This is a genomic window from Pseudomonas sp. P1.31, assembly GCF_001269815.1.
Classification (GTDB): domain Bacteria; phylum Pseudomonadota; class Gammaproteobacteria; order Pseudomonadales; family Pseudomonadaceae; genus Aquipseudomonas; species Aquipseudomonas rustica.
Map to the genome: position 1 here is coordinate 194,390 of NZ_LHVN01000027.1, position 18,386 is coordinate 212,775.

At 58.8% G+C, this 18,386-nt stretch carries 14 protein-coding genes; 4 read left to right on the forward strand and 10 right to left on the reverse strand.

Annotated features, from left to right (window positions below; translation table 11 throughout):
• The first annotated feature begins 10 nt into the window (after positions 1-10).
• Together AD669_RS17690 and AD669_RS17695 are read left to right on the forward strand one after the other, a co-directional pair.
• Positions 11-577, forward strand: a complete 567-nt coding sequence (locus AD669_RS17690; protein ID WP_053122077.1) for a CsiV family protein — start codon at positions 11-13, stop codon at positions 575-577.
• Between the two features lie 11 nt (positions 578-588).
• Positions 589-3,279 (forward strand): DEAD/DEAH box helicase, encoded by a 2,691-nt coding sequence (locus tag AD669_RS17695; RefSeq protein ID WP_053122078.1) that lies wholly within the window; start codon positions 589-591, stop codon positions 3,277-3,279.
• 124 nt (positions 3,280-3,403) lie between these two features.
• Here AD669_RS17695 and AD669_RS17700 read toward each other — a convergent pair whose 3' ends face one another.
• The 4 genes from AD669_RS17700 to AD669_RS17715 all read right to left on the reverse strand — a co-directional run bounded on the left by AD669_RS17700 (position 3,404) and on the right by AD669_RS17715 (position 9,333).
• Complete coding sequence (locus tag AD669_RS17700) at positions 3,404-6,697, reverse strand: DEAD/DEAH box helicase (RefSeq protein WP_053122080.1); 3,294 nt, start codon at positions 6,695-6,697, stop codon at positions 3,404-3,406.
• A gap of 9 nt (positions 6,698-6,706) precedes the next feature.
• Complete coding sequence (locus tag AD669_RS17705; protein WP_053122081.1) at positions 6,707-7,444, reverse strand: S-methyl-5'-thioinosine phosphorylase; 738 nt, start codon at positions 7,442-7,444, stop codon at positions 6,707-6,709.
• Between the two features lie 12 nt (positions 7,445-7,456).
• Entirely contained in the window at positions 7,457-8,467 is a 1,011-nt protein-coding gene (nagZ, locus tag AD669_RS17710; protein ID WP_053122083.1) for a beta-N-acetylhexosaminidase, read from the reverse strand.
• A 158-nt stretch (positions 8,468-8,625) separates the two neighbouring features.
• On the reverse strand, positions 8,626-9,333 hold the full coding sequence (locus tag AD669_RS17715; RefSeq protein ID WP_019648307.1) for a TetR/AcrR family transcriptional regulator: 708 nt from the start codon (positions 9,331-9,333) through the stop codon (positions 8,626-8,628).
• A gap of 229 nt (positions 9,334-9,562) precedes the next feature.
• On the opposite strand from AD669_RS17715, the gene lexA reads away from it, so the two are divergent.
• Positions 9,563-10,171: a transcriptional repressor LexA gene (lexA, locus tag AD669_RS17720; protein ID WP_053122085.1), complete on the forward strand. Its 609-nt coding sequence runs from the start codon at positions 9,563-9,565 to the stop codon at positions 10,169-10,171.
• 10 nt (positions 10,172-10,181) lie between these two features.
• Positions 10,182-10,655, forward strand: a complete 474-nt coding sequence (gene sulA / locus AD669_RS17725) for an SOS-induced cell division inhibitor SulA (protein WP_053122087.1) — start codon at positions 10,182-10,184, stop codon at positions 10,653-10,655.
• A 97-nt stretch (positions 10,656-10,752) separates the two neighbouring features.
• Here sulA and AD669_RS17730 read toward each other — a convergent pair whose 3' ends face one another.
• From AD669_RS17730 to fadB, 6 genes are all read right to left on the reverse strand, one after another.
• A complete protein-coding gene (locus AD669_RS17730; RefSeq protein ID WP_008082203.1) occupies positions 10,753-10,986 on the reverse strand; it encodes a hypothetical protein in 234 nt (77 codons plus the stop codon).
• A gap of 106 nt (positions 10,987-11,092) precedes the next feature.
• Positions 11,093-11,617: a DUF6586 family protein gene (locus AD669_RS17735; protein ID WP_053122089.1), complete on the reverse strand. Its 525-nt coding sequence runs from the start codon at positions 11,615-11,617 to the stop codon at positions 11,093-11,095.
• 144 nt (positions 11,618-11,761) lie between these two features.
• Positions 11,762-14,392: a type I DNA topoisomerase gene (gene topA / locus AD669_RS17740; RefSeq protein ID WP_053122091.1), complete on the reverse strand. Its 2,631-nt coding sequence runs from the start codon at positions 14,390-14,392 to the stop codon at positions 11,762-11,764.
• A gap of 114 nt (positions 14,393-14,506) precedes the next feature.
• Positions 14,507-14,743 (reverse strand): DUF1653 domain-containing protein, encoded by a 237-nt coding sequence (locus AD669_RS17745; RefSeq protein WP_007910467.1) that lies wholly within the window; start codon positions 14,741-14,743, stop codon positions 14,507-14,509.
• Between the two features lie 99 nt (positions 14,744-14,842).
• The gene (gene fadA, locus AD669_RS17750; RefSeq protein ID WP_053122093.1) at positions 14,843-16,018 is read right to left on the reverse strand and encodes an acetyl-CoA C-acyltransferase FadA; all 1,176 of its coding nucleotides are present in this window, start codon (positions 16,016-16,018) and stop codon (positions 14,843-14,845) included.
• Positions 16,019-16,050: 32 nt separating this feature from the next.
• On the reverse strand, positions 16,051-18,198 hold the full coding sequence (gene fadB, locus AD669_RS17755) for a fatty acid oxidation complex subunit alpha FadB (RefSeq protein WP_053122095.1): 2,148 nt from the start codon (positions 18,196-18,198) through the stop codon (positions 16,051-16,053).
• Between the last annotated feature and the right edge of the window lie 188 nt (positions 18,199-18,386).

Here is an 18,386-nt window from a genome sequence, read left to right on the forward strand (position 1 = left end):
AGGACGCCGCATGCGCCTGTTTCGCTCGCTGACTTTGCTACTCACCCTGGTAGCACCTTCGGTTTTTGCCGATGACCTGTATCAGGTCGAAATGATTCTGGTGCGCCAGAACGCCGTGCCGGCCATCGTCAGCCGTGCCGCGCCGGAAGACTGGGCCGCAGGCGCCCAGCGTTTGGGCGATGACAGCAAACGCACCCCGGCGCTGAATGACGTGGTGACTAAACTCACCGCCAGTGGCGACTACACAGTCCTGATGCACAAGGCCTGGCAGCAGACCCTCGGCGAAGCACCGGCGAAAGTCGCGGTCAGCGACGGTCAGGAGCAATACGGCCAGTTCCCGATCGAGGGCACGCTGGAGATGAAGCTCGGGCGCTTCACCGACGTGGCTGCCGATTTCTGGGTCAATCAGATCGACACCAATGGCCTGGTCACCGCCAGTGAACGCCTGAAACAGGACAGCCACACCAAGAACGGCCAGCTCAACTATCTCGACAACGGCCATCTGGCCCTGCTGATCAAGATCACTTCCCTGACCGCGCCTGCGCCACGGGAAGCGCCTGAAGCGATTCCGGACTGATCGAAGTCCTTATGAACCCGCCGCTGAGTAAACCGTTGGCGCCCTCCTGGGTCAGCCGATTCAAGGAACAGAGCCTGGAGCGTGGCCGCCGCTACGCCCTGGAAAACCGGGTACGCATCGCCCAGGTCGGCGATGCAACGATCACCGCCAGCTGCGAAGGCTCTGGCGGTAACGTTTACCGTCAGACGATTCATCTTCGCGAGTCAGCTAAAGGCACTTTGCTGCTGGTCGATGCCGGCTGCACCTGCCCGGTGCGCAACAACTGTAAACACTGCGCAGCGGTGTTGCTGAAAGTGCAGGAAACCCTCGATTACCCCGCCGCCGCCAAAGACGCCGAGCTGTTGGAGAAACTTCAAGCCGTGCTGGAAAACCGTGGCCCGAAAGCGCCGCCGCAAGTGCTGGTCGACAATGTGCAGCCGATGCCACGGCTGTGGCTGGCCAGTGTCGAGTTCAGCGCTTTCGAACCGCGCAACGGCAAGATGCAGCGCTACATTCAGCACCGAGCGGCGCTGTCGTTCAGCTATCTGGATGAGTACGTCAGCGGGCAGAAGAACAGCGACATCCTGATCCGCCAGGAAACCCAGACACTGCGGATAAAACGCCACCCGGAAGTCGAACAGTCCTACCGCGAACAGTTAAGAATCCTCGGCTTTCGTATCGCCACGCGGCAGAGCAAAGCGCTGCCAGAAAGCGCGGGCGAACTGTATGAGATGGTCAACGACAGCGCCTGGCTGACGTTTACCCTCAACGATTTGCCGAAGCTGCGCACCCAAGGCTGGGAATTGCAGATCGACGAGGAGTTTGGCTTTGACCTGACTGCCGTGGATGACTGGTACGCCACGGTCGAGCAGGCGCCGGAGCGTGACTGGTTTGATCTGGAACTGGGGATCATCGTCAACGGTGAGCGCCTGAGTCTGCTGCCGATCCTGCTCAACCTGATGCGCTCGCACGCGGAGATTCTCAATCCGGAACGCCTTGCGCGGCGTCGCGATGACGAGCTGATTCTGGTCAACGTGCCACAACGCAATATCGAGCACGGGCCACTGCAGGTGGCGTTGCCGCTGGGCCGGTTGAAACCTGTGCTGATGACGCTCGGTGAGTTCTATTTGCAGGAGCCGGGCGAAACCACCCTGCGCCTGAGCAAGGCCGACGCCACACGCCTCAACTCTTTGGAAGGCCTGCCCCTGCTGTGGGAGGGCGGCGAGCAGATCCGCACGTTCGCCCAACGCTTGCGCGACATCCGTGATTTCAGCGCTGAAGCACCGGAAGGACTGAACGCGACGCTGCGTCCGTATCAGCTCGAAGGCCTGAGCTGGATGCAATCGCTGCGGCAACTGGAAGTCGGCGGGATCCTTGCGGATGACATGGGTTTGGGTAAAACCCTACAGACCCTGGCGCATATTCTCAGCGAGAAAAATGCCGGACGTTTGGATCGCCCGTGCATGGTGGTGATGCCGACCAGCCTGATTCCGAACTGGCTGGATGAGGCGGCACACTTCACCCCGCAGCTGAAAGTTGTCGCGCTGTACGGCGCCACGCGCAAAAAACATTTCGACAATCTGGCCGACTTCGACCTGATCCTAACCACCTACGCGCTGCTGCCCAAAGACGTCGAACGTCTGGCCAAGCAGCCGCTGCATGTATTGGTGCTGGATGAGGCGCAGTACATCAAGAATCCCAACAGCAAAGCTGCGCAAGCGGCGCGTGAGCTCAACGCACGCCAGCGTCTGTGCCTGAGCGGTACGCCGCTGGAAAACCACTTGGGCGAGCTGTGGTCGCTGTTTCACTTCCTGCTGCCGGGCTGGCTCGGCGACGTGAAAAGCTTCAACGCCGATTACCGTGTGCCGATTGAAAAGCGCGGCAGTGAAGTCAGACTTCAGCACCTCAACGGTAGGATAAAACCGTTCCTGCTGCGCCGCACCAAAGAGCAGGTCGCCACCGAGCTGCCGCCGAAAACCGATATCATCCATTGGGTCGATCTCAACGAAGCGCAGCGCGATGTGTACGAAACCATGCGTTTGGCGATGGACAAGAAAGTCCGCGACGAGATCACCCGCAAAGGCGTGGCGCGCAGTCAGATCATCATTCTTGAGGCGCTGTTGAAGCTGCGTCAGGTTTGCTGTGATTTGCGCTTGGTCAACGACGCCACCCTGCCCGCTCGCGGCAGCACCTCAGGCAAGCTCGACAGCTTGATGGAAATGCTTGAGGAGTTGTTTGAGGAAGGACGGCGGATTTTGCTGTTTTCGCAGTTCACCTCAATGCTGGCCTTGATCGAGCAAGAGCTGAAAAAGCGTAATGTTTCCTACGCGCTATTGACCGGCCAGACCCGCGATCGGCGTACACCGGTGAAGGAATTCCAGAGCGGCAAGCGTCAGATTTTTCTCATCAGCCTGAAGGCCGGTGGCGTTGGTCTGAACCTGACGGAAGCGGACACGGTGATTCACTACGACCCGTGGTGGAACCCGGCGACCGAGAATCAGGCGACGGATCGGGCGTACCGGATTGGTCAGGAGAAACCGGTATTCGTTTACAAGATGATTGCCCGGGGCACGGTGGAAGAGAAGATTCAGCACCTGCAAAAGGAAAAATCCGACTTGGCGGCAGGCGTGCTGGATGGGCGTAGGGCTGGGGACTGGAAGTTGCAGAGTGATGATATTGAAGCGCTGTTTGCGCCGCTGCCGGATAAGCTCGATAAGCGTTGAGACCTGCAGTGCTGGTTAGATAGCTTTCGCGAGCAGGCTCGCTCCCACAGGGGAATGCATTCCAACTGTGGGAGCGAGCCTGCTCGCGAATGACTCACCTCGGTCTAACAGTTAAAACCTAGGCTCAGCCCTTGGAAACAGGCAACGGCGCAAACAGCGCTTCGATGTCACTCTGCTCAAGCTTCCAGCCACCCGTCGTCCCGCCCTCCAGTACCGCCCCGGCCAGTGCAGCCTTCTCCTGCTGCAACGCCTGTATCTTCTCCTCCACGGTGCCACGGGCAATCAGCTTGTAAACAAACACCGGGTTGTTCTGCCCGATGCGATACGCGCGATCGGTGGCCTGATTCTCCACTGCCGGGCTCCACCACGGGTCGAAGTGGATCACCGTGTCCGCAGCGGTCAGGTTCAAACCGGTACCGCCCGCCTTCAGACTGATCAAAAACAACGGCACCTTGCCGCCCTGAAAATCCTTGACCGGCGTGCGCCGATCCGTGGTGTCACCGGTCAGCAGCGAATAGGCAATGTCCCGTTGCTGCAATTCTTCCTCGATCAAAGCGAGCATCGAAGTGAACTGGGAGAACAGCAGGATTCTGCGACCTTCGCCGAGCAACTCTTCAAGCATTTCCATCAGGCTGACCAGCTTGCCACTGCCGGAACGCAGTGCCTTGGCTGTCATTGGCATCTTGATCAGGCGCAAGTCGCAACAAACCTGCCGCAGCTTGAGCAAGGCATCGAGAATGATGATCTGACTGCGCGCCACGCCACTGCGGGCAATCTCGTCGCGGACTTTTTTGTCCATTGCGACGCGAACCGTTTCATAGACATCGCGCTGGCCGTCGCTGAGATCGACCCAATGGACGATTTCGGTTTTCGGCGGCAACTCGGTGGCGACCTGATCCTTTTTGCGACGCAACAAAAACGGCTTGATCCGTGCCGTCAGGTGCTGCATGCGCTGAACATTGCCGTGCTTTTCAATTGGCGTGCGGTAATCGCGATTGAAGGATTTGCTGTCGCCAAGCCAGCCGGGCATGAGGAAATGAAACTGCGACCACAGCTCGCCCAAGTGGTTTTCCAATGGCGTGCCGCTCAGGCACAAGCGCTGACGGGCCTGCAGATCACGGGCCGCTTGCGCCGCTTTGCTGATCGGATTTTTGATGTTCTGCGCTTCGTCGAGAATCATCACGCTCCACAGCTGCGGCTGTAGAACCTCGAGATCCCTCGGCAGCAACGCGTAAGTGGTCAGCACCAGATCGTACTCGGCCAGATTAGCGAAATCTTTTTGCCGTCCCGTGCCGTGCAGCGCCAAAACTTTCAACTGCGGGGTGAAACGCTCGGCCTCGTCGAGCCAGTTTGGAATCAGGCTGGTCGGCATCACCGCCAGAGCCGGGCAATCGAGGCGACCGGCGTGTTTTTCCGTGAGCAGATGCGCCAGGGTTTGCAGGGTTTTGCCCAGCCCCATGTCATCGCCGAGAATGCCGCCGACCTCAAGCTCGCGCAGGGTCTGCATCCAGTTCAGGCCTTCGAGCTGATACGGGCGCAATTGCGCGTTAAGACCGGCCGGCGCAACGACGTGGGTGTGACTGGAATTCTGCAAGCGCTTGGCGAAGGTGCGCAGCCGCTCGCCCCCCTGCCAATCCAGCGGCACGCCATCGAGCATACTCAAGCGCGCGGCGTCCGGGACACTCAAGCGCAGTGCATCGCCCTGATGACCGCCCAAGTACAACTCGCCCAGCGTGGCCATCAGCGGCTTGACCCGACTCAGCGGCAGCGCGACCTTGGCGCCCGAAGAGTCACCAAAACCGCTGGGTTTCAGTTCGATCAGGAGTTTTTCGTCATCGCTGCGTTGTGCCAGATTGACCGGGTCGAGCAAGCGCGGCTGGGTGCGCAACAAGTGCAGAAGGATCGGTAGCAAACTGTAGCGCTGGCCATTGACGACGATACCCAACTGCAAATCAAACCACTGATGCCCAGCCTCTTCTTCGACCTCGGCGTACCAATGCTCGACTGGCTGCACATTGAAATGAAAGCCATCACTGATCTCGACTTGCCATTCTGAGGCGCGCAGCGTGGCAAGGCCTTCGTGCATAAACCCGAGCCAGGCGGAATCATCCGGCAAAGTGAACATCTCGCCGCGACGATCCAGCGAACTCTTGCGCGTGGCCTTCTTGAAGCCGTGCTTTTGCAGGATCTGGCGCAACTGCTTTTCCACCGCAGGCTGGCGTTGAATACGCTGGGTTTCGGTGCCGTTGAGGATCATCACTTCCGGATTGCGATCCACCGTCGGCTGGCCGTTGTAGGTAAACACCAGGGCGGCGCGGTGCTCCAGAACGTATTCCCAGCGCGAGCGCTCCCGACCGCTGACGAGGGTCAGTTGTGGCTGCGGCAGTACGTCGTCGATGACTCGTTCGGTCAGTTGGTGTGGCGGCGGGATTCTCGTTGCGGTGCTCATGCGATGGCTGAACTGCATGGCCTGACGCGCCGGAACGTCCGGCGCCAGCGTCAAATGACTGGCCAGTTTTTCTTCCAGTTCATTGAACAGAGGGCCAATCTGCCGCTGCTCACGATCGAGGTAATAAAGCGGCTCCAGCGCCAGCACGGTTTCTTGCGCCGCCTCGGCACTGCTCCACTGCGCACGGAAGCCGCCGTCGGCCTGTTCGGCCCAGGCGAACTGGCCGGTGCGTTTCGCCCCCGACACCAACGGGCGCAGATCTTCGAAATCGAGGAACAGCCGCGAGGTGCGCAGGAGCATGTCCAGCAGTTCGGCGCCGCTGCTGCCTTCCAGCGGATAGCCGCTGTAATAGGCGTGGTGCGAGTGCATGGCTACCAGCAGCCTGGCGACGCGCAGATCCAGCTCGGACAGGTAGCCGGGCTGACGCATGAGCATTTCCGCCAGCGAATACATCGGTTTGACTTCGCGTAACTCGCCGCTCTTGAGCTGGGAAACCTTGAAAATATCGAGCAGCCACTTGCCGCTCACTGACGTTGGCTTGAGCTTGTAAAACAGGCGCGTGCCTGCGGTTTGCGCGCCTTCTACGGCGGGCTTGGTGGGAACCGGAATTGTCGAAAGCCAATGTTCCAGCGCCCGCCCCAGCGGGATCTGTGCGTCACTTTCAGACGCACTATGATCACTGCCCTGCAGGTGATAAAGCACCGCAGCGCAATGCTTGCAATCGATAGCGACAGGACAGGTGCACAGGCAACGCAGGTTGACGGAACCTAGCCGATCTTCGGACAGGTATAGGGTTTGTTGATACGCCTGATCTTGCGAACCGACGCAGAACGCCTCGATCTTTCTGTCATCGATCTCGATGATCTCTACTCGATCATCGGCGGCATAAGCGCGAGCCTTGGCCAGCGCGCTGCTAGTGAATGCCTGAGTCCAGGCCGACGACTTGAGCCGCTCGATGAAAATGCTCATGGGCAGCCCTTAGCCGGCCAACACCCGCGCCAATGTCGACTTCACCTTGCCCATGCCGTCATGCAGCGCCTGCTCGATCTCGGCCATGGTGATCACTTCGGTGGTCTTGCCCGCCGCAGGGTTCACCACCAGCGCCAGACAGGCGTAATCCAGATCCAGCTCACGCGCCAGCGCGGCTTCCGGCATGCCGGTCATGCCGACGATGTCGCAGCCATCGCGCTCCAGACGCACGATTTCCGCCACGGTTTCCAGACGCGGGCCTTGGGTGCAGGCGTAAACGCCTTGATCGCTGAACTCGCAACCTTCAGCAGCCACGGCGGCAATCAATTGCTGACGCAGCGGTTCGCTGTAGGGAAAGCTGAAATCGATGTGGGTGACGTGCTCCAGATCATCGGCGAAATAGGTGTGCTCGCGGCCGCTGGTGTAGTCGACGATCTGATGTGGCACGCAGAAATGCCCGGTGCCCATCGCCGGATGAATCCCGCCGACGGCATTCACCGCGATGATCGCTTCGGCGCCGGCCTGCTTCAGCGCCCACAGATTGGCGCGGTAGTTGACCTTGTGCGGCGGGAAGCGATGCGGGTGGCCGTGACGGGCGAGGAACAGCACTTCCTTGCCGGCGTATTCGCCGATCTGCACTTCGGCCGACGGCGCGCCATAAGGCGTATCGACTGCCAGCGACTGACGAATGCTCAGGCCTTCGAGTTGAGTCAGGCCGGTGCCACCGATGATTGCGTAAACGGTCATAACGAAAAATCCTTAATCGATCAGTTGAGCGTCTTTGAGCGCGCCGATGGCGGTGAGCCAGCGCGGATCCTGGCGATATTCGGTGCTGGCAATGGCCTGACCGCGCATGCGCGCAATTCGGGCGGAGGGCTTGACCTTCATCCGTTGCGCGGCGCTGAGGGCTAGCTCGGCAGCGGCGCGGTCGTTGCACACCAGGCCCATGTCGCAGCCGGCAGTCAGCGCAGCTTCGATGCGGCTGGCGGCGTCGCCGACCACGTGGGCGCCGGCCATCGACAGGTCGTCGCTGAAGATCACGCCGTCGAACTGCAACTCGCCGCGCAGGATGTCCTGCAACCAGCGGCGGGAGAAGCCGGCTGGCTGCGAATCGACCTGCGGATAGATGACGTGCGCCGGCATGATCGCAGCCAGTTGTTTGCTGAGTCTGGCGAACGGCACGAGGTCGTTGGCGCGGATCTCGTCGAGGCTGCGTTCGTCATTCGGGATCGCCACGTGGGAATCGGCTTCGGCCCAACCGTGACCAGGGAAGTGCTTGCCGGTGGCCGCCATGCCCGCGCTGTTCATGCCGCGAATAAATGCCCCGGCAAGGACTGCGGCGCGCTCGGGATCGCCTTCAAAGGAACGGGTGCCGACCACGGCGCTGCGCTGGTAATCGAGATCGAGTACCGGGGCGAAACTCAGGTCGAGGCCGACCGCCAGCACTTCGGTGGCCATGATCCAGCCACATTGTTCGGCTAGGTATTCGGCATTCGGGTTGTCGGCGATGGCACGCATGGCCGGCAGGCGCACGAAGCCCTGACGCAGACGCTGCACACGACCGCCCTCTTGATCCACCGCCAGCAGCAGATCCGGGCGAATCGCGCGGATCGCGGCGCTGAGCTCACGCACCTGGCGTGGATGTTCGATGTTACGGGCGAAAATAATCAGGCCGCCCACTTCGGGCTGACGCAACAATTGGCGATCTTCGGCCGTCAGCCAGGTACCGGCGACGTCCACCATCAACGAGCCTTGCAGGCCAGCAGTCATAGAGATTCCTTGAAAACGAAAAACCCGATGCGCAGAAAATCGCTACCGTGAGCAGTGCTCGGCAGGTCGGCAATTTCTGTTTGGATCGGGTTCAGAACGAGAGTCGGCATGGGCGGCTAGCTTAGCGGATACAAGCTGCCGCGCCCACCCGTGCGCGGTTAAACCTTGGCGGCGACCGGCGTTGATTTGCTGCGCGGACGCAGTTGCGCGGTAGCCATGGCCGTGTCGGTGACGCCGGTTTCTGCGCGCATGCCCGCGGCGAGGAACGGCACCATCAGGCGCATGACTTGTTCAATGGAAGTGTTGACGCCGAAATCGGTCTCGGCAATCGCCCGCAACGCTTTGATGCCGGACATGCTGAAGGCCGCAGCGCCGAGCATGAAGTGCACGCGCCAGAACAGTTCGATGGGTGGAATACGCGGCGCGGCTTCGTTGACCAGCAACATGTAGCGACGGAATACCTTGCCGTACATGTCTTCCAGATAACGGCGCAAGTGGCCTTGACTCTGGCTGAACGCGAGGCCGAGCAAACGCATGAAAATCGACAGGTCGTTACCGCTGCGTGGCTGCACCACGAGGGCTTGCTCGACGAGGATTTCCAACAGTTCTTCGAGGGTCGGCTTGTTCTCAGGCTTGGCCTGACGGCGCTCCAGCTCTTTATCGAGGCTGAGGCAGAATGGCCCGAGGAAGCGCGAGAAAACCGCCTGTATCAGGGCCTTCTTCGAACCGAAGTGATAGTTCACTGCTGCCAGGTTGACGCCAGCCTTGCTGGTGATCAAACGCAATGAGGTTTCCGCGAAACCTTTCTCCGCGAACAACTGCTCGGCAGCATCAAGAATGCGTTCAACGGTTTCCGACTGGGCCATGGCTACTCCGCCTGACAAACACTTGTTTGAAACATACGTTTCAGCCTATGCCTTGTCAAGCCTGCCAGTTCGTTTTGGGAATGGTCGGTCAGCTATTTAACCACACAAGCCCGACGCTTTTATAAGCAGTGCTGCCGACCGTCCGGCGGCAGGCAAAAAAACGGGCATTGCCAAGAGCGTTTCACTGTATATAATCCCAGTCACTGTATAAAAAGACAGAGCGATCATTATGCTAAAGCTGACGCCACGCCAAGCCGAGATTCTGGCCTTTATCAAACGTTGCCTCGAAGACAACGGTTATCCGCCAACCCGTGCGGAAATCGCTCAGGAACTGGGCTTCAAGTCGCCTAACGCGGCAGAAGAACACCTCAAGGCGCTGGCCCGCAAAGGCGCCATCGAAATGACCCCGGGCGCCTCTCGTGGCATTCGCATCCCTGGCTTCGAAGCCAAGGCTGACGACTCTACCCTGCCGGTCATTGGCCGTGTCGCTGCCGGTGCGCCGATCCTCGCTCAGCAGCACATCGAAGAATCCTGCAACATCAATCCCGCCTTCTTCCACCCTCGTGCCGACTATCTGTTGCGCGTGCACGGCATGAGCATGAAGGACATCGGCATTTTCGACGGTGACCTGCTGGCCGTCCACACCACCCGCGAAGCGCGTAACGGCCAGGTTGTTGTCGCCCGTATCGGCGATGAAGTGACCGTCAAACGCTTCAAGCGTGAAGGCAGCAAAGTCTGGCTGATGGCCGAAAACCCTGAGTTCGCCCCTATCGAAGTCGACCTGAAAGATCAGGAACTGGTGATCGAAGGCTTGAGTGTCGGCGTTATCCGCCGCTAAAGGAGGCTTTATGCAGTTCCCACACACACCTCAGCAAACACAACTGCCTTTATTCGAAGCGTTTCTGGCGCAACCGATGGCGCCGATCCTCAAAGAAGTGGTCGAGCGTGAATGGAATGCCGAACCTGAAGTATTCAGTGAGCTGTCTCTGCGCGGTGCGGCCGGGAACTGCCTGAACCTGCTCGCCCCGATCCTTCGCGAACTCAGCGAAGATCAGGACGCTCGCTGGCTGACGCTGATCGCGCCGCCTGCCAGCCTGACGCAAACCTGGCTGCGCGATGCCGGCCTGAACCGCGAACGCATTCTGCTGCTGCAACCGCGCGGCACGCAAAGTGCTCAACAGTTGGCGTGCGAGGCATTGCGTCTGGGCCGCAGTCACACAGTGGTGACCTGGCTCAACCCGCTGAACACAACCTCACGTCAGCAACTGATCAGCGCGGCCCGCACGGGCGACGCTCAAAGCCTGAACATTCGCTTGGGTTGATTCGCAGGTGAAATGCGCTGTGTGAAGCGCAGGGCTTCTCCAAGGACAGAGAAGCCGATCTGAAGCGGTACCGATAAAAACGAAAAGCAGGCAGGGATCAGTGAAGAACCCGTGGCCCCTCTTCCTTATCAAACTCACCTTCAATCATCCGGCCGGCCATCTGCACGCCGACGCTCAACATCGCCTTGGCGATTTCCACGTGCTGACCCTGAAGGAAAGTCTTGGCATCCTCGGAGAAATCCAGAGTCACCAAAGAACCTTCGTCCTCCGCCCTGCGCAGTTCGATTCGGCCGTCTGGTAACTCGACAATTTCTAGAAAGGACGTTGGCATATAGGTCTGTTCTCCACGAAAGGCAGGGATTATATAGACATCATTCAGGATTCGCTCGGGATCTTGACCAGCAGCATGTTTCAGATTGCCACCGTCTCAATCAGTCTCAGCACTCGTTCAATCCTTCACGAAAACGAATCGCCAAGCCTTTCAGATTCTGCCGCCAGCTTTCCAGCTCCTCTCGGCTCAACTCTTCTGGCGCCTCTTCTTCATCCAGATTGATCGCCTGAATCAGCGGCTGGGTCACGTCGCCCTTCGGCTTATGCGGCACCCGCGGAGGCTGAAACAGTGCCGAATGCGCCGCCAACAGTTTCGCCAGCCAGGTTTCAGGATTACCCGCCAATTCGACCATTTCAGCCATTTCGGGAATCGCGATCGACTCCAGCACTTCGCGCGTCAGCAGCATCTCTGCCCGTGGCGCATTGGCCTGAGGTAGACGATAGAACCCGGCGATCTCGTGGCACAGGCCCAGCAAAGCGCCGTAGAGGTGGAATAACGCCGATTCACGCCCGGCCTGAATCAGCGCCAGAGAATTCATCGCCCGCCCTTCTTCAGCGCGAGCCAGGGCTTCCAGCGACAGACCGGCGAAATAGATCTTCTGATTGGTACGGGTATAGAGTTCGTGAGCCATGACGGCGCTCTCCACAACGAAATAATTGCTTCACACAGGCCGGACAGTGTCGTGGATCAGCCGATCCCACCGCAAGCAGAAAACAAAAAGGCCGCATGAAAACCCGAGGGTTTGCATGCGGCCTTTTCAGTATCGGACTAACGCTTACTCGGCCTTGGCCTTCGTACGCTTGTCTTCAACCGTCCACTTGCCGCCGTCGTAGTAAGCTTTCCAACCGGTAGGCTTGCCGTCGACTTCGGTCTGCACGTATTGCTCCTTGGTCTTGCGGCTGTAGCGAATAACCGCCGGCAGACCATCAGGATCCTTCTTCGGCGCGTCGCAGAGGAAGTGGTACTTCGGATCGATTTCGTCCTTGTGCGGCACAATCTCGATCACCAGCGGAGCACGGGTCTCGCGGTTTTTCGGGAACTGACTCGCCGCGAGGAACAGGCCGGAGGCACCGTCGCGCAGGATGTAGGTGTCGTTGACCTTTTCGCATTTCAGCTCAGGCATCTTCACCGGATCCATCTTCGGCGGCGCCGCGTCACCGCTTTTCAGCAGCTTGCGGGTGTTCTTGCACTCAGGGTTGGTGCAACCGAAGAACTTGCCGAATCGGCCGGTCTTGAGCTGCATCTCGCTGCCGCACTTGTCGCATTCCAGGCTCGGGCCTTCGTAACCCTTGATGCGATAGCTGCCCTCTTCGATTTCGTAGCCAGCGCAATCCGGGTTATTACCGCAGATGTGCAGTTTGCGCTTCTCGTCGAGCAGGTAAGCGTCCATCGCTGTGCTGCAGATCGGGCAACGATGCTTGCCGCGCAGTACCAACGACTCCGACTCGCCCTCATCGTCCGCAGCGATTTCATCGCCCGGCACCAGGTTGACGGTGGCCTTGCAGCGCTCTTTCGGCGGCAGGCTGTAGCCCGAGCAACCGAGGAACACGCCGGTCGATGCGGTACGAATCTGCATCGGACGGCCGCAGGTGGTGCACGGAATGTCGGTCATCACCGGCTGGTTGGCACGCATGCCGTTTTCCGGATTCTCGGCTACTTCGAGCTTCTTCTTGAAGTCGCCATAGAACTCGTCCAGCACGTTTTTCCAGTCGCGCTCGCCTTGCGCCACGTCATCGAGATTCTCTTCCATGCCGGCGGTGAAGCCGTAGTCCATGAGGTTCGAGAAGCTCTCCGACAGACGCTCGGTAACGATGTCGCCCATCTTTTCCGAATAGAAACGACGGTTGTGCAGGGTCACGTAACCGCGATCCTGAATGGTCGAAATGATCGCCGCATAAGTCGAAGGACGACCGATGCCGCGTTTTTCCATTTCTTTCACCAGGCTGGCTTCGGAGTAACGCGCCGGCGGCTTGGTGAAGTGCTGCGACGGATCGAGCTTGATCAGCTTCATCACGTCGCCCTGCGCCATATCAGGCAGAACGTCGTCATCGCCCGGCTTGGCAATTTGCGGCATGACACGGGTGTAACCGTCGAACTTGAGGATGCGGCCCTTGGCGCGCAGCTCGAAATCGCCAGCGCCGACGCTGACGGTAGTCGACAGGTATTGGGCCGGCAGCATCTGGCAAGCCAGGAACTGGCGCCAGATCAGCTCGTAGAGACGCTCTGCATCGCGCTCCATGCCCGCCAGCTTGCTTGGAATGGTGTTGGCGTCTGAAGGACGAATCGCTTCGTGAGCCTCTTGTGCGCCTTCCTTGCTGCTGTAGACGTTCGGCGTTTCCGGCAGGTACTTCTTGCCGAACTCGTCTTCGATGTAAGCACGCGCCATCGTCACGGCATCGGCCGAGAGGTTGGTCGAGTCGGTACGCATATACGTGATGTAGCCGGCTTCATACAAACGCTGGGCCATCATCATGGTTTTCTTCACGCCGAAGCCCAGGCGATTACTCGCAGCCTGTTGCAGGGTCGACGTGATGAACGGCGCCGAAGGCTTGCTGCTGGTCGGCTTGTCTTCGCGTTTGACGATGCTGTAGCTGGAAGCCTTGAGCTTTTCCAGCGCGGCCGTGGCCTGGGCTTCGTTCAGCGGCTTGAAAGCTTCGCCTTTTTCGCGAGCCACTTCGAAACGCACGGTCGAGCCTTTGGTGGTGCCGAGATCGGCATGCACTTCCCAGTACTCTTCCGGGTTGAACGCACGAATTTCGCGCTCACGCTCAACGACCAGCTTCACGGCTACAGATTGCACGCGGCCAGCGGACAGGCCACGGGCGATCTTCGCCCACAGCAGCGGCGAGACCATGTAACCGACAACGCGGTCGAGGAACCGACGCGCCTGCTGAGCGTTGACACGATCGATGTCCAGCTCGCCCGGCTTGGAGAACGCTTCCTGAATCGCCTTCTTGGTGATTTCGTTGAACACCACGCGCTTGTAGCGGCTGTCGTCACCACCGATGGCTTCGCGCAGGTGCCAGGCAATGGCTTCCCCCTCGCGATCCAAGTCGGTTGCGAGATAGATGGTGTCAGCATCTTTGGCGAGCCGGCGCAGCTCTTCGATGACCTTCTCTTTACCCGGGAGGATCTCGTACTTGGCTTTCCAGCCATGATCGGGATCGACACCCATACGCGAGACGAGCTGCTTGCGCGCCTTCTCTTTCGGCGAGAGCACCGGACCTTCGCCCGCAGCAGCCTTGCCGCGCTTGGCGGCTGGCTCTTTGCTGGCGCTAGCCGAACCGCTGGTGGGCAGGTCTCGGATATGGCCGATACTCGACTTCACCACGTATTGGTTACCCAGATACTTGTTGATGGTCTTGGCCTTAGCCGGGGATTCCACAATGACCAGCGATTTGCCCATGGATCAGAAAATTCCTGAATTCTAGAAGTGAAAGGCGGTTGGCGCCTGACGCGGCACCGCTATATATAGTTGATACAAGGTGAGGTCAAGCACAGGGTTCTGTGCGCACTCGCCTTATGCCTTGGAAAAAAGGCTCGGTTCAGCTTGCACCAAAGCAAAGCGTGGCACCTGCTCGCCGTCAACCTCGACCGACTCGAGAAACATGCTCAAGGGGCGTACCCAAAAGCCGTAATCGCCATACAGGGCTTGGTAAAAGACCACTTCTTCTTCGGTTTCCGAATGCCGCGCAACACTGAATACACGGTACTGCGGACCTTTGTAATGTTGGTAGAGCCCAGGTTGTATCGGCATGTTTTGGCCCTCACTCAAATTTTTTCAAAATAAAAACAAAAATAAATCCAGAAAAACAAAAACCGGGGCACTTGGCCCCGGCTTCCATCGACGAGACGCTTAAACGCGTTCGAAGACGGTGGAGATGCCTTGGCCGAGACCAATGCACATAGTGGCTACCCCGAAGGTGCCGCTATTCTGCTTCATCACGTTCAGCAAGGTGCCGGAAATACGGGCACCGGAGCAACCGAACGGGTGACCCAGGGCGATCGCGCCGCCATGCAGGTTAACCTTCTCGTTCATCTTGTCGAGTACTTTCAGATCTTTCAGCACTGGCAGAGCCTGTGCAGCGAAAGCTTCGTTGAGCTCGAAGAAGTCGATATCGTTGATGCCAAGACCGGCACGCTTCAGGGCTTTTTGTGTTGCCGGAACTGGACCATAGCCCATGATTGCCGGATCCACACCTGCCACTGCCATCGAACGGATAACCGCCATTGGCTGGATACCCAGATCTTGTGCGCGCTGCGCCGACATCACGATCATGCACGAAGCACCATCGGTGATCTGCGACGAAGTACCCGCCGTCACGGTGCCGCCCTTTGGATTGAAGGCAGGCTTGAGGGCCGCCAGACTTTCCAGGGTGGTTTCCGGACGAATGGTTTCATCATAGTCGAACAGTTTCAGGAAACCGTTCTCGTCGTAGCCCTGCATCGGGATGATTTCGTCTTTGAACTTGCCTTCCACGGTGGCCTTGTGGGCCAACTGGTGGGAACGCACGCCGAAAGCATCTTGCTGCTCGCGAGTGATGCCGTGCATTTTGCCGAGCATTTCAGCGGTCAGACCCATCATGCCCGAGGCTTTCGCCGCGTACAGAGACATGTGCGGGTTCGGATCGACACCGTGCATCATGCTCACGTGGCCCATATGCTCGACGCCACCAACCACGAACACGTCACCGTTACCGGTCATGATCGCTTGCGCAGCAGTGTGCAGCGCGCTCATCGACGAGCCACACAGACGGCTGACGGTCTGGCCGGCCGAAGTGTGCGGGATCTGGGTCATCAGCGACGCCATGCGCGCGATGTTCCAGCCCTGCTCCAGGGTCTGGTTAACGCAGCCCCAGATCACGTCTTCGACTTCCGCCGGATCGACCTTGACGTTGCGTTCCAGCAGTTTGCTGATCAGGTGCGCCGACATGTCTTCGGCGCGGGTGTTGCGGTGCATGCCGCCCTTGGAGCGGCCCATCGGAGTACGACCGAAGTCGACAATCACGACGTCTCTTGGATTCAAGCTCATAAAATTTCACTCTCGCTCAAAAGTTGGGACGCTTAACCGAAGAACCGTTGGCCGGTTTTGGCCATTTCACGCAGCTTCGCGGTCGGGTGGTACAGCGCGCCCAAATCAGCGTACTGGTCAGCCAGGGCAACGAACTCGGCAACACCGATCGAATCGATGTAGCGCAGTGCACCGCCACGGAATGGAGGGAAACCGATACCGTAGACCAGACCCATGTCGGCTTCGGCGGCGGTTTCAACGATGCCGTCTTCAAGGCAACGCACGGTTTCCAGGCACAGCGGGATCATCATCCAGTTGATGATGTCTTCGTCAGTGACTTCGCGCTGCTCGTAAACGATCGGCTTGAGCACTTCGAGTACCGATGGATCGGCGACTTTCTTCTGCTTGCCTTTCTTGTCGGCTTCGTAGGCGTAGAAGCCCTTGCCGTTTTTCTGACCCAGACGCTTGGCCTCGTACAGCACGTCGATGGCCGAACGACGGTCATCCTTCATGCGATCCGGGAAACCTTCAGCCATTACGTCACGACCGTGGTGACCGGTGTCGATGCCGACCACGTCCATCAGGTATGCCGGGCCCATTGGCCAGCCGAATTTTTCCATGACCTTGTCGATACGGACGAAGTCCACACCGGCGCTGACCAGTTTGGCGAAACCGCCGAAGTACGGGAACAGTACGCGGTTGACCAGAAAGCCCGGGCAGTCGTTGACGACGATCGGGTTCTTGCCCATTTTCTTGGCGTAAGCAACGGTGGTGGCAACAGCCAGCTCACTCGACTTCTCGCCACGGATCACTTCTACCAGCGGCATCATGTGCACCGGGTTGAAGAAGTGCATGCCGACGAAGTTTTCCGGACGCTTGAGGGCTTTCGCCAGCAGGCTGATGGAAATGGTCGAGGTGTTGGATGCGAGGATGGTGTCCTCTTTGACCTTGTCTTCAACTTCAGCCAATACGGCTTGCTTGACCTTCGGGTTCTCGACAACAGCTTCGACAACCAGATCGACGTGACCGAAGTCGCCGTAGGACAGGGTTGGGTGAATGGCGTTGAGCACTTCAGCCATTTTCGCAGCGGTCATGCGACCTTTATCAACTCGGCCAACCAGCAGTTTGGCGGCTTCGGCCAGACCCTGCTCGATACCGTGCTCGTTGATGTCCTTCATCAGGATCGGCGTACCTTTGGAGGCCGACTGATAAGCGATACCGCCACCCATGATGCCTGCGCCGAGTACGGCAGCCTGCTTCACGTCTTTGGCGATTTCGTCGTAGGCCTTGGCCTTTTTCTTCAGCTCCTGATCGTTCAGGAACAGACCGATCAAGCTCTGCGCAGCAGAGGTCTTGGCCAGTTTGACGAAACCGGCGGCTTCGACTTCCAGCGCCTTGTCACGACCGAAGTTCGCGGCTTTCTGGATGGTCTTGATCGCTTCAACCGGCGCCGGGTAGTTCGGGCCAGCCTGACCGGCAACGAAACCTTTGGCGGTTTCGAAAGCCATCATTTGTTCAATGGCGTTCAGCTTGAGCTTATCCAGCTTCGGCTGACGCTTGGCCTTGTAATCGAACTCGCCGGAGATGGCGCGTTTGATCAGTTCAAGAGCCGCTTCCTGCAGTTTTTCCGGAGCAACCACAGCGTCGACGGCACTGACTTTCAGCGCGTCTTCAGGGCGGTTTTCCTTGCCGGAGGCAATCCACTCGATAGCGTTGTCGACACCGATCAGGCGCGGCAGACGCACGGTGCCGCCGAAGCCTGGGTAGATGCCCAGTTTGACTTCCGGCAGACCGATCTTGGCTTTGGTCGACATGACGCGATAGTCAGCCGCCAGGCACATTTCCAGACCACCGCCCAGAGCGATGCCATTGATGGCCGCTACGGTCGGAACATTGAGGTCTTCGAAATCGCTGAAGATCTTGTTGGCTTCGAGATTGCCAGCAACCAGCTCGGCATCCGGCAGCTTGAAGTTCTCGACAAATTCGGTGATGTCGGCGCCGACGATGAATACGTCCTTGCCACTGCTGACGATCACGCCCTTGATCGAAGCATCTGCCTTGATGGTGTCTACGGCCTGACGCAGTTCGTTCAGGGTAAGACGGTTGAACTTGTTGACGGACTCACCCTTGAGGTCGAATTTCAATTCGACGATGCCACTTTCAAGAGCTTTAACCGTGATGGCTTTACCTTCGTAAATCATCAACTGATCTCCACGATATGGAAGCTGAACAGTACACGTCGGACGCAAGCGAATGGTTTGGCAGGACGCTTCTTCGTCACTGCTGATACCCATTCACCCGGCACACCCGCCAACGCGATAGTCGGGATTCTGTAGGAGCGGTCAGTAAGACAAACGCTCAATTCATACGCCCGTTTGATTTGGGTACG

Bases quoted from the DNA above. Each gene is read 5' to 3' on its own strand.
- AD669_RS17690 (WP_053122077.1), top strand. From the start codon at position 11: ATGCGCCTGTTTCGCTCGCTGACTTTGCTACTCACCCTGGTAGCACCT.
- AD669_RS17695 (WP_053122078.1), top strand. From the start codon at position 589: ATGAACCCGCCGCTGAGTAAACCGTTGGCGCCCTCCTGGGTCAGCCGA.
- AD669_RS17700 (WP_053122080.1), bottom strand. From the start codon at position 6,697: ATGAGCATTTTCATCGAGCGGCTCAAGTCGTCGGCCTGGACTCAGGCA.
- AD669_RS17705 (WP_053122081.1), bottom strand. From the start codon at position 7,444: ATGACCGTTTACGCAATCATCGGTGGCACCGGCCTGACTCAACTCGAA.
- nagZ (WP_053122083.1), bottom strand. From the start codon at position 8,467: ATGACTGCTGGCCTGCAAGGCTCGTTGATGGTGGACGTCGCCGGTACC.
- AD669_RS17715 (WP_019648307.1), bottom strand. From the start codon at position 9,333: ATGGCCCAGTCGGAAACCGTTGAACGCATTCTTGATGCTGCCGAGCAG.
- lexA (WP_053122085.1), top strand. From the start codon at position 9,563: ATGCTAAAGCTGACGCCACGCCAAGCCGAGATTCTGGCCTTTATCAAA.
- sulA (WP_053122087.1), top strand. From the start codon at position 10,182: ATGCAGTTCCCACACACACCTCAGCAAACACAACTGCCTTTATTCGAA.
- AD669_RS17730 (WP_008082203.1), bottom strand. From the start codon at position 10,986: ATGCCAACGTCCTTTCTAGAAATTGTCGAGTTACCAGACGGCCGAATC.
- AD669_RS17735 (WP_053122089.1), bottom strand. From the start codon at position 11,617: ATGGCTCACGAACTCTATACCCGTACCAATCAGAAGATCTATTTCGCC.
- topA (WP_053122091.1), bottom strand. From the start codon at position 14,392: ATGGGCAAATCGCTGGTCATTGTGGAATCCCCGGCTAAGGCCAAGACC.
- AD669_RS17745 (WP_007910467.1), bottom strand. From the start codon at position 14,743: ATGCCGATACAACCTGGGCTCTACCAACATTACAAAGGTCCGCAGTAC.
- fadA (WP_053122093.1), bottom strand. From the start codon at position 16,018: ATGAGCTTGAATCCAAGAGACGTCGTGATTGTCGACTTCGGTCGTACT.
- fadB (WP_053122095.1), bottom strand. From the start codon at position 18,198: ATGATTTACGAAGGTAAAGCCATCACGGTTAAAGCTCTTGAAAGTGGC.